At 72.3% G+C, this 13,697-nt stretch carries 7 protein-coding genes and 1 pseudogene; 6 read left to right on the top strand and 2 right to left on the bottom strand.

Annotation, left to right across the window (positions count from 1 at the left end):
* Nucleotides 1-79 precede the first annotated feature (79 nt).
* A pseudogene (locus tag BLV72_RS14115) lies at nt 80-1,582 on the bottom strand (helix-turn-helix domain-containing protein); the annotation flags it as partial.
* 19 nt (nt 1,583-1,601) lie between these two features.
* Here BLV72_RS14115 and BLV72_RS14110 point away from each other — a divergent pair.
* From BLV72_RS14110 to BLV72_RS14080, 6 genes are all read left to right on the top strand, one after another.
* Nucleotides 1,602-2,960, top strand: coding sequence for an alpha/beta fold hydrolase (locus BLV72_RS14110; RefSeq protein WP_093462623.1), 1,359 nt, complete (start codon nt 1,602-1,604; stop codon nt 2,958-2,960).
* Nucleotides 2,961-3,111: 151 nt separating this feature from the next.
* A complete protein-coding gene (locus tag BLV72_RS14105; RefSeq protein ID WP_093462622.1) occupies nt 3,112-4,515 on the top strand; it encodes a M64 family metallopeptidase in 1,404 nt (467 codons plus the stop codon).
* Between the two features lie 462 nt (nt 4,516-4,977).
* On the top strand, nt 4,978-6,657 hold the full coding sequence (locus BLV72_RS14095; RefSeq protein ID WP_093462620.1) for a serine/threonine-protein kinase: 1,680 nt from the start codon (nt 4,978-4,980) through the stop codon (nt 6,655-6,657).
* Between the two features lie 87 nt (nt 6,658-6,744).
* Nucleotides 6,745-8,514 (top strand): serine/threonine-protein kinase, encoded by a 1,770-nt coding sequence (locus BLV72_RS14090; RefSeq protein WP_093462619.1) that lies wholly within the window; start codon nt 6,745-6,747, stop codon nt 8,512-8,514.
* A gap of 89 nt (nt 8,515-8,603) precedes the next feature.
* Nucleotides 8,604-10,214, top strand: coding sequence for a succinic semialdehyde dehydrogenase (locus tag BLV72_RS14085; RefSeq protein ID WP_093462617.1), 1,611 nt, complete (start codon nt 8,604-8,606; stop codon nt 10,212-10,214).
* 25 nt (nt 10,215-10,239) lie between these two features.
* A complete protein-coding gene (locus BLV72_RS14080) occupies nt 10,240-12,072 on the top strand; it encodes a GMC oxidoreductase (RefSeq protein WP_093462616.1) in 1,833 nt (610 codons plus the stop codon).
* Nucleotides 12,073-12,140: 68 nt separating this feature from the next.
* Here the strand turns inward: BLV72_RS14080 and BLV72_RS48750 are convergent, their stop codons facing one another.
* Complete coding sequence (locus tag BLV72_RS48750) at nt 12,141-13,142, bottom strand: LAETG motif-containing sortase-dependent surface protein (RefSeq protein ID WP_107417410.1); 1,002 nt, start codon at nt 13,140-13,142, stop codon at nt 12,141-12,143.
* Nucleotides 13,143-13,697: the final 555 nt, after the last annotated feature.

The following is a 13,697-nucleotide window of genomic DNA, read 5'->3' as shown; positions in this document are numbered from 1 at the left end:
GCCCGGCCCCCGAGAAGGTACGGGGAGGGGCCGGGTGGGCGGTCGGCGGGGGGCGGGGAGGGCCGATGGACGCCTCACATGGGGGGCTCGGCGGGGCCGGGCCCAGGGTGGTGGTGCCGGGCGCGGCGCGGTGGCCGAGCCCGGTGCGGTAGGCGTCCATCGCGGCCTCCAGGCGGCCCTCCCGGCGCAGCAGATCGCCCAGCAGCCGGCACAAATCGGCCAGGTCACCGGCCGCGCCGGTGCGTTCGAGCAGGGACAGCGCCGCGCAGTAGTGCTCCTCCGCGGCCTCGGCGTCGCCCCGTTCGTCCGCGATCAGGCCCAGCAGCCGGTGGGCGCCGCCCGCGTGGACCGCGCCGCGGTCCGCGGTCAGCCCGACCTCGTCCGCCGCGTCGTCCGGCTCTCCGGGGGCGTCCGCGGCCCCCTCGGCGGGGGTGCGGGCCAGCAGCGGCAGCAAGAGGGCCTCCGCGTCGGCGGTGCGGCCGCGTCGGCGCAGCACATCCGCCAGCTCGACCTCGACCTGCACGGTGAACAGCGCGGCCCGCTTGGAGGCCAGCATGTCCCGGGCGGTGCGCAGTTCACGCTCGGCGCGCTCCAGATTGCCGTCCTGGGCGTGCACATAGCCGCGCATCCAGTGGCAGTGCGCCAGGTCGGTGTGGATGCGCAGCTGCTCGTACAGCTCCTGCGCCTTGGCCAGGGAGGCGTCGGCCTCGGCCGTCCGACCCTCGGCGATCAGGGTGCGGGCCACCCCGCGGTGCATCCGGGCGATGAGCCCCGGGTCGTCCACGCTCGGGGCCAGCGCGAGCGCCAACTCGGCGGCGCGTACGGCGCGGGCGTGCGCCCCCATGTCCATATAGGGCGCGATGGCCGCCGTATAGAGCAACAGCAGAGCGTACGGATCGTGCAGCCCGGAGGCGTTGAGCTCGTCGATGGCGCTCTCCAGCAGATAGCAGGAGTAGCGCAGTTCGCCCGCGAGGAGATGGGCCACCGCCCGGCCGCGGATCGCGGGGATCCGGCGGGGCAGCGGCTCCCCGGCGAGCAGCCGCTCCACGGCCTCGAAGTGGTCTCGGGCGACGGTGAGTTCACCGGTCTCCAGTGCGCAGTCGCCGAGCCCCAGCAGGGCCGCCCCCCGCTCCTCGGCGAACCCGAGCCGCTCCGCCTCGTCGCGCACCTCCGCGAAGAGCTCGGCGGCGTCCTCGGCGGCGCCGGTCGCCAGGGCCCGCCGGGCGTCGGTGACGGCGGCGCGCAGCCGGGTGGCGTCACGGGGTGAACGGCCGGTGGTCAGCTCCTCGTAGCTGACGCCGAGCCGGTCCGCGAGATGGCGCAGCGCGGCCTCGGAGGGGCGCACCTTCCCGGCCTCGAGGGTGGAGACATAGGCGGCGGTGTAGGCGGGTTCGGCCAGCTGCCGCTGGGTGAAGCCGCGTTCCGTACGGAGTCTGAGAACCCGGCGCCCTATCTCGGTGGTCGATTCCGCCCCCGCGGCCGCCCCCGTCGCCGTTCCCGCCGTCCGCCCGTCACCGGCGCTTCTGTCGGCCACCGTGCCCTCTTCTCCCCGGCGGTAGCTTAAGCGCCGGGCTAAGTTCATTTAACGTGAGGATTGAAGGATGCAGCAGGCAAGCACAGCGGTACCGGCCGGGCCGGGCGCCGTGACGACCGTCCGTCAGCCGGAACTTCTCCTCGCCGACTATCACTTCGACGTACCGCTCGACCATAAGGCTCCCGAGGGCGAGCTGATCCGGCTTTACGCACGAGAGGTCGTGGCCGCGGAGAAATCCGGTGCCGAGCGCGACCGGCTCCCCTGGCTGGTCTACCTCCAGGGCGGGCCCGGCTGCGGCGCGGACCGCCCGGTGGGCCGTTACGGCTGGCTGGACCGCGCGCTCGACGAATACCGCGTGCTCCTCCTCGACCAGCGCGGAACCGGCCGCTCCACCCCGGCCAACCGCCAGACCCTGCCGCTGCGCGGCGGCCCCGCGGAACAGGCCGAGTACCTCTCCCACTTCCGCGCCGACGCGATCGTCCGCGACTGCGAGCTGATCCGGCGCCGGCTCATCGGGGACCGCCCGTGGACCGTGCTCGGGCAGAGCTTCGGCGGTTTCTGCGCCGTGAGCTATCTGTCCCACGCGCCCGAGGGGCTCGACGCGGTCCTGATAGCCGGCGGGCTGCCCGCGATCGACCCCGACACCGATGTGGACGCCGTCTACCGGGCCGCCTATCCGCGGATGGAACGCAAGATCCTCGCCCATTACGCCCGCTATCCGCGCGACGCCGCCATCGTCCGTGGCCTGGTGCGGCATCTGACCGATCACGAGGAGGTCCTGACGGACGGGACCCGGCTCACCGTCCCCGCCCTCCAGCAGCTCGGCTTCCTGCTCGGCACCGGCGACGGATCGCACCGGCTGCACTACCTCCTGGAGGACGCGTTCGTCCCCACCGCCGACGGGCCGCGGCTGGGCGACGCCTTCCGCGAACAGGTGGCGGCGGTGCTCTCCCGCGCCGCCATCCCGCTCTTCAGCCTTCTGCTGGAGTCCACCTACGCCCAGGACGGCCGGGCCACGGACTGGTCCGCGGAGCGGGTCCGCGCCGAATTCCCCGCGTTCGACGCCGGTAAGGCGGTCACGGAAGACCGTCCGGTGCTCCTCACGGGCGAGACGGTGCACCCCTGGATGCTGGACACCCACGCCGCGCTGCGTCCGCTGCGCGACACCGCCGAGCTGCTCGCCGGGCGCACCGGCTGGGGCCCGCTGTACGACACCGAGCGGCTGGCCCGTAACACCGTGCCGGTGGCCGCCGTGATCTACCACGACGACCTGTACGTGGACACGGCGCACTCCCTGGCCACCGCCCGGGCGATCCGGGGCCTGCGCACCTGGGTGACGGACGAGTTCGAGCACGACGGGATCCGGGCCGGTGGCCGCCGGGTGCTGGACCGGCTGTTGACGCTGGTGCGTGACCGGAGGGGATGACGAGTGGTGACGGCCCCACATGGTTGTGCGGTGCCCGGTTTCCTAGCCACTTCCCTAATTACCATTGCCCACGACCCCCGGACCCCTTAGGTTGAGCGGCGAATTAATCCTGCTTAACTGGCCGCTTATCGCGAAGACTTCGGGAGTCACCGTGCGCAGACGCATACGGAGCCGCATACGCAGCCGCATCTCCCTGCGCACCGCGGCCGCCGCCGGAGGCATCGTCCTGGCGGCGGCCGCAGCCATGACCGGGCCGGCCACCGCCTCGCCCGGAGCGGCCGGCCCGCAGGCAGCGGCCGGCCCGCAGGCAGCGGCCGACTCGTCCGGCCCGGCCGACGCTGCCTCGTCGCAGCGCGCCCTGGACGTGGAGTACTTCACCGGCCCGGGCGCCCACCCCCGCCACACCGAGGTCCCGGCGGCCACCCCCGAGCGCCTGACCCGCGCCGCCCGCTCGCTGTCCGCCAAGGAGATTGCCGCCGACGGCAAGGTCGCCTCGCTCATCGGCAACGGCACCACGGCCGACAAGCTGGACGTCGTCTTCATCGGCGACGGCTACACCGCGTCCCAGCAGGCGGACTTCCAGGCCGACGCACGCTCCAAGTGGGACCAGATGTCCGCCGTGGAGCCGTACGCCTCGTACAAGGACCTGTTCAACGTCTGGACCGTGGACGCCGTCTCCAACCAGTCCGGCGTCTCCGGCGACCCGTCCAGGGACGTCGTCAAGGACACCGCCCTCGGCTCGTACTTCTGGTGCGACGACATCGAGCGGCTGCTGTGCGTCGACACCGCCAAGGTCGAGTCGTACGCGGCCAAGGCGCCCGAGGCCGATCTCGTGGTCGTCCTGGGCAACTCCACCAAGTACGGCGGCGCGGGCTACACCCTCACCTCGCAGGTCGGCTACGACGGCATCGCCACCGCCTCCTCCGACCACGCCGACTCCGACCAGATCGCGGTCCATGAGACCGGCCACTCGCTCGGCAAGCTGGCCGACGAGTACTTCTACCCGGAGTACGGCACCTACACGGGCGCCGAGCCCGACGAGGGCAACGCCACGAAGCTCACCGCGGCCCAGATGACCGCCCAGCAGAAGAAGTGGTACCGCTGGATCGGTCAGACCTCGCCCGACGGCGGCACGGTCGGCGCCTACGAGGGCGGCCGCTACTACCCCAAGGGCATCAACCGCCCCACCGACAACTCGATCATGCGCACTCTGGGGCGGGAGTTCAGCCTCCCCGGCCGCGAGGCGATGATCGCGGGCTTCAACAGCCACGCCAGCGTGCTCAGCAGCCGTACGGCCACCACCACGGCCCTCAAGCGGTCGGCGGGCATCCAGGTGAGCATCCCCAAGAGCGCGTCGCTGAAGTGGTACGTGGACGGCGCGGAGGTCACCGCCGCGAACGGTAAGACGAGCGTCACCCCGGCCACACTGGGCGTCCCGAGCGACGGGGCGACCCACACCGTCACCGCGAAGGCGACGGACGGCACGCATGCGGTGAAGGACCCGGCACTGCGCAAGCTGCTGACGGACTCCCGCACGTGGAAGGTCACCAACTGACCCTTCCGACCCCTTGACTGGCCGCCCCGTGGACCCCCGCCGCGGGGCGGCCCCATTTTTTTTGGGGCTCGGTTCGCCTCCGGGGCGCATAAGTCACCGTCGACGGTCGACCGTGCTCGGCCCCTTCGTTCCTCAGGGGCCTGCGCGCGCTCTCCCTTTCGACAGCGACGCGCCCCTTCGGCTCACTCGCCGGTAAGACCGAGGGGCCGGGAGCTCTACGGCACCCTGCGGCGTACCCCAGCACCGGTGGGAGGTGCCTCCGAACGGAAGAACCAAGGGCCGGAAGAGCGAAGTTGCCCGATGGGGGCGGCCGCGGTCCGCCCCTTTGACATCGGCATGGCCTACGTTCCCGCATGCCGCACCCATGCTCAATCGCCCGTAAGGGCGGCTCCCTGGTCCGGTGTTCGAGGGCTTCGGCGGTGTGAGGCAAGATGAGCCCATGGGTACCGGGGAGAAGGCCGTCTGATCGCCAACCGCTACCGGCTGGCCACGCGGCTCGGACGCGGCGGAATGGGCACGGTCTGGCGGGCCGTCGACGAGCTTCTGGGCCGTGATGTCGCGGTCAAGGAACTCCATGTGGACGAGGGGCTCACGGCCTTCGACTCGCAGTTGCGCGGCGAGCGCACCCTGCGCGAGGCCCGGACCGTCGCACAGATCAAGCATCCGAACGTGATCGTCCTCCACGATGTGATCGAGGAGGACGAATGCGCCTGGATCGTCATGGAGTTGGTCGACGGACCCTCGCTCGCCGACCGGTTGAGCGCGCACGGCCCCGTCGGGGCGCGTGAGGCGGGGCGGATCGCGGCCGCGCTGCTGGACGCCCTGCGGGCCGCGCACGCGCGCGGGGTGCTGCACCGGGACATCAAGCCCGCCAATGTGCTGGTGGAGTCCGGCACCGGCCGGGTCGTGCTGACGGACTTCGGGATCGCGCAGGTCACCGGGTCCACCACGATCACCGAGACCGGCTCGTTCGTGGGCTCGCCCGAATACACCGCGCCGGAGCGGATGTCGGGGCGTCGCACCGGGCCGGAGTCGGACCTGTGGTCGCTCGGGGTGCTGCTCTGCACGCTGGTGTGCGGTGAATCCCCGTTCCACCGCGAGTCCCTGGCCGCGGTGCTGCACGCCGTCGTCTTCGACGAGATCCCCATGCCGGAGGCGGCCGGACCGCTGAAGCCCGTCATCGAGGGGCTGTTGCGGCGGGACCCCGAGGAGCGGCTGAGCGGCGACGAGGTCGAGCGGATGCTGCGGATGGCCCAGGAGGTGGGCGACACCCCGGAGATCCCCCTGGAGTACACCCCGACCCAGCCCAGCGTGCCGATCGGGCCCGACGGCACCGACGGCCGGCGCTCATCGGCGTTCGTGCCCGCTCCCGTTCCCGTCCCTGCCCCCGCCCCGGCAGCCGCGCCCGCCTCCGTTCCGGTGGCCGCCCCGGCCGCCCGGTCCCGTTCGGGTCGTGGCGGGCGCCGCCGTGCCGTCCTCACGGCGGCCGTCGCGGTGGTCGCGCTCGCCGGTGTGGCCGCGGGCGTCGTGGCGCTGCTGGACCACGGGGGCGGTGACGGCGGCACGGCGAAGGGCGGGGGGACGAGCCAGAGTGCCGACAAGGGGGGTGCGCGGAGCCCGAGCGCCCCTGAGAAGGGGCCCCAGCGTCCGGTGAAGGACGCCGACCCCACGGCCGACCCGTCGGCCCGGATCCCCGACGGCTATGAGCTGGTCAAGGACCCGCTCGGCTTCTCGCTCGCCGTGCCCGAGGGGTTCGCCCGCGAGTACAAGGCGCCCCGGGTCTACTACAACTCGCCCGGTATGGAGTTCCGGATCGGGATCCATGTCCAGGAGCAGAGCGCCGAGGGTCCGCTGGGGCTCAGCCGTGCGGCGGACGCCAAGGGCCCGCAGGACTATCCGGGGTACCGCAGCGGCCAGGTCATCGAGACGGAGCACAACGGCCGCCCCGCCGCCCTGTGGGCGTTCATCTGGAACGGCTCGGCCGACGACGGCGGCTCACGGCAGACATACGACTTGAGCTGGAACGAGAACGGGAAAATGTACGACCTGTGGCTGTCCGCCCCGGTTGGCGAGAAGTCCGTGGGTAAGCAGCATTTCGACACCGCCGCCGCCACGTTCGTGCGCCCCGGCGCGGCGAACTGAACGGGGTCGCAACGGCTTTGTCACGAGCGTCCACGGCGGCTTCCCAGCGGTGGCGGAGGGTGCCGCACCCTGGGTAATGATGGGCGCATGACGAACGACGGGGGACGGGCGAACGAGCCCACCAGCTACAGCCTGCGGCCGCCGCACGCGCCGGCCGCCCCGGTACCGGCGTCCCAGCCGCCGCCCGAGCCACCCGAGGCGGCCGCAGCGCCCGAGGGCGCTCAGCAGCCGCAGCAGTGGGCCGGCGCGTACGAGCCGACGCGGTTCGCCGATCCGCGCAGCGGCTCCCAGCCGCCCGCCGGAGAGCCGCCCGCCGGACAGCAACCCGCTCCCGGGGCTCAGGACTCGAACAGCGGACGGCTCATCGGCGGCCGCTATCAGCTCGTCTCCCGCCTCGGCCACGGCGGTATGGGCACCGTCTGGCGGGCCCATGACCAGATCGTGGACCGCGATGTCGCGGTCAAGGAGCCGCGCGTCCCCGACGATCTCCCCGAGCGCGAGCGGCAGACCGTCTACCAGCGGATGCAGCGCGAGGCGCGCGCCGCGGCCCGGATCGACCACCCCTCCGTCGTCACCGTCCACGACGTGGTGGTCGAGGACGGCCGCCCCTGGATCGTGATGGAGCTGGTGCGCGGCCAGTCGCTGGGCGACCGGCTGATGGAGGGCACGCTGGATCCGCGTGAGGCGGCCCGGATCGGCCTCGCCGTGCTCGGCGCGCTGGTGGCGGCCCATGAGGCGGGCGTGCTGCACCGCGATGTGAAGCCGGACAATGTGCTGCTCGGCCGGAGCGAGCGGGTGGTGCTCACCGACTTCGGCATCGCGCAGATCGAGGGCGAGCAGCGGCTCACCGAGACGGGGGGCTTCGTCGGCTCGCCCGAATTCATCGCGCCGGAGCGGGTGCTGGGTCAGCGGCCGGGGCCGGAGTCCGACCTGTGGTCGCTCGGTGTCGTGCTGTACGCGGCGGTCGAGGGCATGTCCCCGTTCCGCCGCTCCCACGCCCCCGCGACCCTCCAGGCCGTGCTCGGCTCCGAACCGCAGGTCCCCGCGCGCGCCACCGGGCCGCTCGCCACGCTGATCATGCAACTGCTGCGCAAGGACCCGGCGATGCGCCCGGCGGCGCCCGAGGTGCGGCAGGCCCTGGAGGCGGCGGCGCGGGAGCCGCGGCCGGTGCCCACCCTGCTCGCGTCGGCCGGATACGCACCGGGCGGCGGGCAGTCCACCGGCGGCCGCTTCGTGCCGCCGATCCTGCACAAGAACCGTAAGGCGCAGCTCGGGTTGGGCGGTCTGGCGCTGGTGGTGGCCGCCGCCGTGGTGCTGGTGGTCATGCAGCCGTTCTCCAGCGAGGGGCTGCCGGCGGGCTGGACGGTCCGGGAGGAGCGCGATGTCGTGGGCGCGTCCCTGGCCGTGCCCGGCGAGTACCGGCGGGTCCAGGACGACAGCGATTCGGACAACCCGGTGGTCACCTACTACGACCCCAGCGGTGTCTTCACCGTGTCCCTGAGGCGGTCGACACCCGACGGCGAGAACGACCCCGAGAGCCTCGACGCGGCCGCGGACCAGATCGTCGCCTTCTACAAGGACGGCGGCGGGTCGACGGTCGAGGACGCCACGAGCGAGACGGCCAAGACCGAGCAGCAGGGGAAGGAGGCGCGGGACGTCACCACCTCGTATCTGCCGTACGGCACCAGCAGCAACAAGAACCCCATCCGGTACCAGAAGCGCGATCACCTCTACGTCAACAAGGCCAAGGTCGCGTGGGATCTGACGGTCTCCATCCCCGCCGACGGCGACGCCCATGAGGAGGGCGCGAAGCTGTACGAGCGGATCGTGCGGAATCTGAAGATCGACAGGCTCTGAGGGAGTTGGGCGGGTCCGCCGGGGGCCGCCGGACGAAAGTTGTTACCGCCGGGTACCCAAAGCCGCCGGGCGGGCCTACTCTCGCCCCCATGACGGACTCGCACATAACGCAGGGCGGCACCGGAAACCCGGTCGCCCCCGAAGGCACCCGCACCGCCGCCGACGTCGTCACTCCCGAGCTGATCACCCGGCTCACCCGGGGCGTCGCCGGCAGCGGTACCACCGTCAGCCACACCCCGTTTACGGGGGACGTCCTCGCCTCCGCCCTGCCCGAGTCCACCCCCGAGGACGTCGCCACCGCGTATGAGAACGCCCGCGCCGCCCAGCGGGCCTGGGCCGCGACCCCGGTCCGCCGGCGCGCCGCCGTCCTCCTGCGCTTCCACGATCTGCTGCTGCGCCGCCAGCCGGAGATCCTGGACCTGATCCAGCTGGAGACCGGCAAGACCCGGCTGCACGCCCAGGAGGAGGTCCAGGGCGTCGCCATCGTGGCCCGCCATTACGGCCGTAAGGCGCCCGCCTATCTGCGCCCCAAGGGGCATCTGGGCGCGGTGCCCACCCTCACCAAGGTCACCGAACTGCGCCAGCCGCGCGGGGTCGTCGGCCTCATAGCGCCCTGGAACTACCCCCTCCAGCTCTCCGTGGGCGATGCGATACCCGCCTTCGTGGCGGGCAACGCCGTGGTGATGAAGCCCGACACCGAGACCGCGCTGTCCGCCCTGTGGGCGCGCGAGCTGATGGTGGAGGCCGGACTGCCGGCCGGAGTGTGGCAGATCGTGATCGGGGACGGCCCGGTGGTCGGCCCCGCCGTGGTCGAGCACGCGGACTACGTCGCCTTCACCGGCTCCACCCGCACCGGCCGCGAGGTGGCCCAGGCCGCCGCCGCCCGCCTGGTGGGCTGCTCCCTCGAACTCGGCGGTAAGAACGCCATGCTGGTGCTGCGCGACGCCGACCTCGCCCGCGCGGTCGACGGCGCGGTGCGCGGCAGCTTCGCCTCCGCCGGGCAGCTGTGCATCTCCATGGAGCGGCTGTACGTCCACGAGTCGATCGCGGACGCCTTCCTGGAGCGCTTCGTCGCCCGTACGAAGGCCATGCGGCTCGGCACCGCCCTCGCGTACGGGGCGGAGATGGGCTCGCTCGTCTCGGAGCGCCAACTGGAGACCGTCACCCGCCATGTGGACGAGGCCGTCTCCAAGGGCGCCACGGTGCTCGCCGGCGGTCGCGCCCGCCCGGACATCGGTCCGTACTTCTACGAGCCGACGATCCTGGACGGCGTGGAGTCCCCGATGGCCGTCTGCGCCGAGGAGACCTTCGGCCCGGTCGTCTCCGTCTACCGCTTCCGCGACGAGGGCGAGGCGATCGAGCGCGCCAATGCCACGTCCTACGGCCTGAACGCGAGCGTCTGGACCAAGGACGCCCGGCGCGGACGCGCGATCGCCACCCGGCTGCGCGCGGGCACGGTCAACCTCAACGAGAGCTACGCCGCCGCCTTCGGCAGCGTCGCCTCTCCGATGGGCGGCATGGGCGATTCCGGGCTCGGCCGCCGCCACGGCTCCGAGGGCATCCTCCGGTTCACCGAGCCGCAGACGGTCGCCCAGCAGCGGCTGATGCCGCTCGGCCCGGCCTTCGGGATGACGGACGAGAAATACGCGGACTTCATGACCCGCAGCCTGCGCGCGCTCAAGGCACTGCGCCTGCGCTGACCAGCACAGTTCAAGGGAGGTACCCGTGTCAGGGGAGAAGTCTGCCCACAGCCGGGAGCGAGAGACCGGGCCCGATGAGGGCGAGTTCGACTACGACGTGATCGTGATCGGCTCGGGATTCGGCGGGTCGGTATCGGCCCTGCGCCTGACCGAGAAGGGCTATCGGGTCGGCGTCCTCGAGGCGGGCCGCCGCTTCACCCCCGAAACCCTGCCCAAGAGCTCCTGGGACCTCCGCAACTACCTCTGGGCCCCGGCCCTCGGCTGCTTCGGCATCCAGCGCATCCATGTCCTCGGCAAGGTCATGGTGCTGGCGGGCGCCGGGGTCGGGGGCGGCTCGCTCAACTACGCCAACACGCTCTACGTACCGCCCGAGCCGTTCTTCCGGGACCGCCAGTGGGGGCACATCACCGACTGGCAGGACGAACTGCGCCCCTACTACGACCAGGCGCGGCGGATGCTCGGGGCGCGCCTCAACCACACCCTCACCCCCTCCGATGTCCACCTCAAGGCGGCCGCCGAGAAGATGGGCGTGGGGGACACCTTCCATATGGCGCCCGTGGGGGTCTTCTTCGGGGACGGCCACGACGCCGACGGCGCCACGAGGGCCGAGCCGGGCCAGGCCGTGCCCGACCCCTACTTCGGCGGCTCCGGCCCCACCCGTAAGGCGTGCACGGAGTGCGGTGAGTGCATGACCGGCTGCCGCCACGGCGCCAAGAACACCCTCAACGAGAACTATCTCCACCTCGCCGAACGGGCCGGCGCCGTCGTCCACCCGATGACGACCGTCGTCGCCCTCTGCGACGATCCTCATGGCGGCTATGCGGTCACCACCGTCCCGACCGACAACCGCCGTAAGGGCAAACCGAAGACGCTGCGCTCCCGGTACGTCGTCCTCGCGGCCGGTACGTACGGCACCCAGACGCTGCTGCACACGATGCGGGACAAGGGGCTGCTGCCGCGCCTCTCGGAGCGGCTCGGCATCCTCACCCGCACCAACTCCGAGGCCCTGGTGGGCGCGCAGACCACCGACCGCCGCTACCGCCGGGCCCGGGGCGGGGAGGAGCGGGCGGACTTCACCCGGGGTGTCGCGATCACCTCGTCCATCCACCCCGACGAGAACACCCATATCGAGCCGGTCCGTTACGGCAAGGGCTCCAACGCGATGGGGATGCTCTCCATCCTGCAGATCCCGCACGGCGGCCGGCTTCCGCGCTGGCTGCGCTTCCTGGGCGCCAACCTCCGGCATCCCAGCCTGGCCGTGCGCTCGCTGTCCAACCGCCGCTGGTCCGAGCGGACCATCATCGGCCTGGTCATGCAGACGCACGACAACTCGCTGACCACCTACCGCAAGCCGAAGGGGCCGGGGAAGGGGCTGCTCACCGCCCGCCAGGGGCACGGCGAGCCCAACCCCGACCACATCCCCGAAGGCGCCGAGGCGGCCCGCCATATCGCCGACTCGATCAACGGCTTCGCGGGCAGCAACGTGGGCGAGCTCATGGGCACTCCGCTGACCGCCCACTTCCTCGGGGGCTGCCCGATCGGGGCGTCCCGGGAGGAGGGCGTCATCGACCCGTACCACCGGCTCTACGGCCATCCGGGCATCCATGTGGTCGACGGCGCCGCCGTCTCGGCCAACCTGGGCGTCAACCCGTCCCTGACCATCACGGCCCAGGCCGAGCGGGCGATGTCCCTGTGGCCCAACAAGGGCGAGGCCGACCCCCGTCCGGCCCCGGAGGCGCCGTACGAACGCCTCCAGCCCGTCCCGCCGGGCAGCCCCGCCGTACCGGCGGACGCCTTCGGCGCCCTGAGGCTCCCGCTGCTGCCGGTGCCGAAGGTCCCGCCGGGCCCGGCGGCCTGAGCGGAGGGGGCGGGGCGGGCCGGTGACCGGCCCGCCCCGCCCCCTGAAAACCGTCGGACTCAGGACCGTCAGACGGTGGCGCGACGGCGGCGGACCACGAAGACCGCGCCTCCGCCCGCGGCCATCGCCACACCACCGATCAGGGCGATCATCGGCAGCGCCGAGGAGGAACCGGTTTCGGCCAGGCTGCCCTGCGGGCTGATCTCCGTGTTGCCTTCCGGCTTGTGCGGCAGCGGCTTCTTGCCACCCTGCGGCTTCGGGTCGGCCGGCGGCACCTCGCCCGGCTCCGAACCCGCCTTCAGCACGTCGAACTCGTAGTACTCACCGGTCGAGTAGACGCAGTTGCCCTCGTCGTCCGCGTACACGCCGACGCTGATGGCGTAGCCGAAGCCCTCGGGCGCGCTCTTGGCGACGCTCAGCCGGAGGTCGACCTTGAGGGTCTCGTGCGGACGCACATCGGTGTAGCCGATGTAGCCCGAGCCCGCGTCGTTCTCGTCGGTGGAGATCGCCTTCCAGGCGCCGGACCTCGGGTCCTTGTACTGCAACGTCAGGTACTTGCCCGTCCCGTCCGGGGCGGACTCGTGCACCGTGCCCGCGAAGAGCCCGAAGTCGACCCGCTGGTAGCTGCGGTCCGAGTCGTTCTTCACCTGGAACGTGAAGCCGTGGAAGCCGCTGCCCGCCACCACCTTCGACGGCAGGCCGACCAGGGTCGTGCTGAGCTCCGGGTCCTCGTTGTAGTCCCCGTCGTCCGCGCACTCGTCACCCGGCTCCTCGGTCGGCCCGGTGGTCGGCGTGGCGGTCTCGGTGGGGGTGCCGGAGGGGTCGCCGGGGGTCGGGGCCTGCGTGGCGCTCGTGGACGGCGCCGGGGTGCTCGGCGTGGGCTCGGCGGTCGCAGTGGTCTGCGACGGCGACGGCGACGGGTCCTGCGGAGACGGCGTGACCGTCTCGGGGGCGGACGGCGACGGGCTCTCGCTCGGCGTCTCCGCGAAGGCAGCGGGCGCCGCCAGGAGCGCGGCAGGGGCTATGGCGGCCGTCGCTGCGGCAGCCGCCAAGGCGCGGCGTAGCTTCATGAAGACCTCTTCTGGGTCCGTACGTATCCCCTGGGGGCGATACGCATGTGGAGGCCGTCGCGGTGGGGCGCGGGATGGCCGTGCTTTGCACGTACATGACCAGGCGGATGTCCGAAAGGTTGCCTTCACAGTTGCTCACAGAATGGTCACAGAATCCGCCGCGGGTGCTCGGCCCCGCACGTCATCACCCGTACGGCGCGTGACCGGCCCGCGCGGGGGCTCGTTGTGCCCGGTGCCGCGCCAGCCAGGAGCGGCCCGGAGAAATCCACGCGTGGCTCAGATCCGCCGAAGCGATGAGACGCGGCCCCTGTGGTGATTCAGGCGGCGCGTCGTGGGACCTCGCATCGGCGAGGTGACCGGTCGGCAGGGGACAGCAGCCCGGTCATCACCTCAAGGACGGTCGGTCCCGGGGACGCCTGGGGCCGACCGCATCCGGTCGAAACGGTTGCGCCCGGCGCTCCGCATCCACCACGATGCTGAGAGGGAGAACGCCCCCGGTCACACCCCGACATTGGTCCGACCACGCGGGCGTACGCCGTTCAGACACCCCTGACA

This window comes from Streptomyces melanosporofaciens (assembly GCF_900105695.1).
Classification (GTDB): Bacteria; Actinomycetota; Actinomycetes; order Streptomycetales; family Streptomycetaceae; genus Streptomyces; species Streptomyces antimycoticus.
Note: the sequence above shows the minus strand (reverse complement) of the source record. Positions and strands in the feature narration are given on the sequence as shown.

Coding starts and splice junctions, on each gene's coding strand:
- BLV72_RS14110 (WP_093462623.1), top strand. CDS start 1,602: ATGCAGCAGGCAAGCACAGCGGTACCGGCCGGGCCGGGCGCCGTGACG.
- BLV72_RS14090 (WP_093462619.1), top strand. CDS start 6,745: ATGACGAACGACGGGGGACGGGCGAACGAGCCCACCAGCTACAGCCTG.
- BLV72_RS14085 (WP_093462617.1), top strand. CDS start 8,604: ATGACGGACTCGCACATAACGCAGGGCGGCACCGGAAACCCGGTCGCC.
- BLV72_RS48750 (WP_107417410.1), bottom strand. CDS start 13,142: ATGAAGCTACGCCGCGCCTTGGCGGCTGCCGCAGCGACGGCCGCCATA.